Below are 1625 nucleotides of genomic sequence, written 5' to 3'. Positions count from 1 at the left end.
CATGCTCGACTGCGTCTCCAAAGACAGTCGAGCATGGCTCGACTCTACAGAAAGCCGCCGGGCGTGACCCGGCGTAGGGTTATTTATCGAAACCCAGCAGCAGCGGGTCGTGGTCGGAGCTGCGCCACGGGCCCGGCACGCTGCGGCCCTGGTAGCCGCTGGCGTCCTGTTCGTCGGCGTTGCTGTGCCATTCGGCGGCCGCGCGCAGGCGCTTGGCCATGCCCGGGCTCAGCAGCGCGTGGTCGAGGCGGCCGGTGTAGCCGTTGTAGACGTAGCTGTAGGGGTGCTCGACCTTGGCCACCTTGAAGGCGTCCTGCCAGCCGAGGTCATGCAGGGTGCGGATCGGGTCTTCCTGCGCATAGGCGTTGAAGTCGCCCAGCAGCACCGCGTCCTGGGCACCGGTGCCGGTCGGGTTGGTCTGCAGCCAGTCGTTCAACTGCTCGGCCGAGGTGACGCGGGTGGCGTTCCAGCAGCCCTGGCCGTCGTTGCGGTCGGCATCGGCGCCTGCAGCCTCGCGGCAGCCCTTGGACTTGAAGTGGTTGGCGACCACCACGAACGGCGCGCCCTGCTTGGCCTGGAACGCCTGCGCCAGCGGCACGCGGCTGTGCTCGACGAACGGGCCGCCGGTCAGCGTGGCCGGCTTGCCCAGCGGCTGCAGGCGGCTGCTGCGGTAGATGATGCCGACGCGGATCGGATTGTCGCCCGGGCCGTTGCCGGCGTCGACGAAGCGCCAGTCGCCCTGCGCACCGCGGTCGCGGTTGAGCGCATCGACCAGTTCGGCAATGGCCGACTGCGGGCCGTAGCCGTCGTTTTCCAGTTCCATCAGCGCGGCGACGTCGGCGCCGAGCGAGTTGACGGTGGTGACCAGCTTGGCCACCTGGGCCTTGTGTTCGTCCAGCGTCCGCGCGCCGCGCAGGGTCGGGAAACCACCGCCCTGGCCATCACCGTTGAAGAAGTTCTCCAGGTTGAAGGCGGCGATGTGCAGGTCGCCGGCCACCTTCGGCACCGCCGGGCGCTGCAGGTCCGGCAGCTTCAGCGTGCCCTGCACCTGCAGGCTGGGGCGGCCCCGTGCATCCACCCGCACGATGCCTTCCACGTTGCGCAGCTGCATGCCAGTGCGCAGCACCGGGTTGCCAGGCAGGTACGGCACGCTGCCCGGGTCGCGGGCATCGCTGCCGTCATCGAGCACCAGGCGGCGGCGCTGGTTGTCGGCCATTACCTGCTCGATGCCGGCGGTGCCCGGCGCGGCCACTTCGGTGGGCTGCCAGAGGCGGCCATCGAAGGCCACGGTGAGCTGGCCGAAGCGCTCCAGGCCATCGGTGCCGGCCAGGGTGAGCGGAGCGGCGATGCGCACGTGCTGGCCATCCAGCGCGCGCCAGTCGGCCGGGGCCGTGGTCAGCACGACCGGGGCCTTGCTGCGAGCGGTGGTGGAGGTCGGGGTCGGCGCGGCCTGTGGCTGGGCCTGGGCAAAGGCGGTGGCCGGCAGCAGCAGGGACAGGGCAAGGGCGAGGGAACGGCGGCGCATCGACGGGCGACTCCACGAAATGGGCGCACAGACTAACCCCGAAATGTGCAGGCCCGTTTGCAGGCCAGGTTTCGGCCTTGGTAGGCAAAGCCGGGGTGGT

Annotated in this window: 1 protein-coding gene; it reads right to left on the bottom strand. The window is 70.3% G+C overall.

Annotated features, from left to right (window positions below):
• Nucleotides 1-79 precede the first annotated feature (79 nt).
• Complete coding sequence (locus DCO49_RS20010) at nt 80-1525, bottom strand: ExeM/NucH family extracellular endonuclease (RefSeq protein ID WP_116865467.1); 1446 nt, start codon at nt 1523-1525, stop codon at nt 80-82.
• Between the last annotated feature and the right edge of the window lie 100 nt (nt 1526-1625).

This window comes from Stenotrophomonas sp. SPM (genome assembly GCF_003105135.1).
Classification (GTDB): Bacteria; Pseudomonadota; Gammaproteobacteria; order Xanthomonadales; family Xanthomonadaceae; genus Stenotrophomonas.
This window is presented reverse-complemented; position numbering and strand designations above follow the sequence as displayed.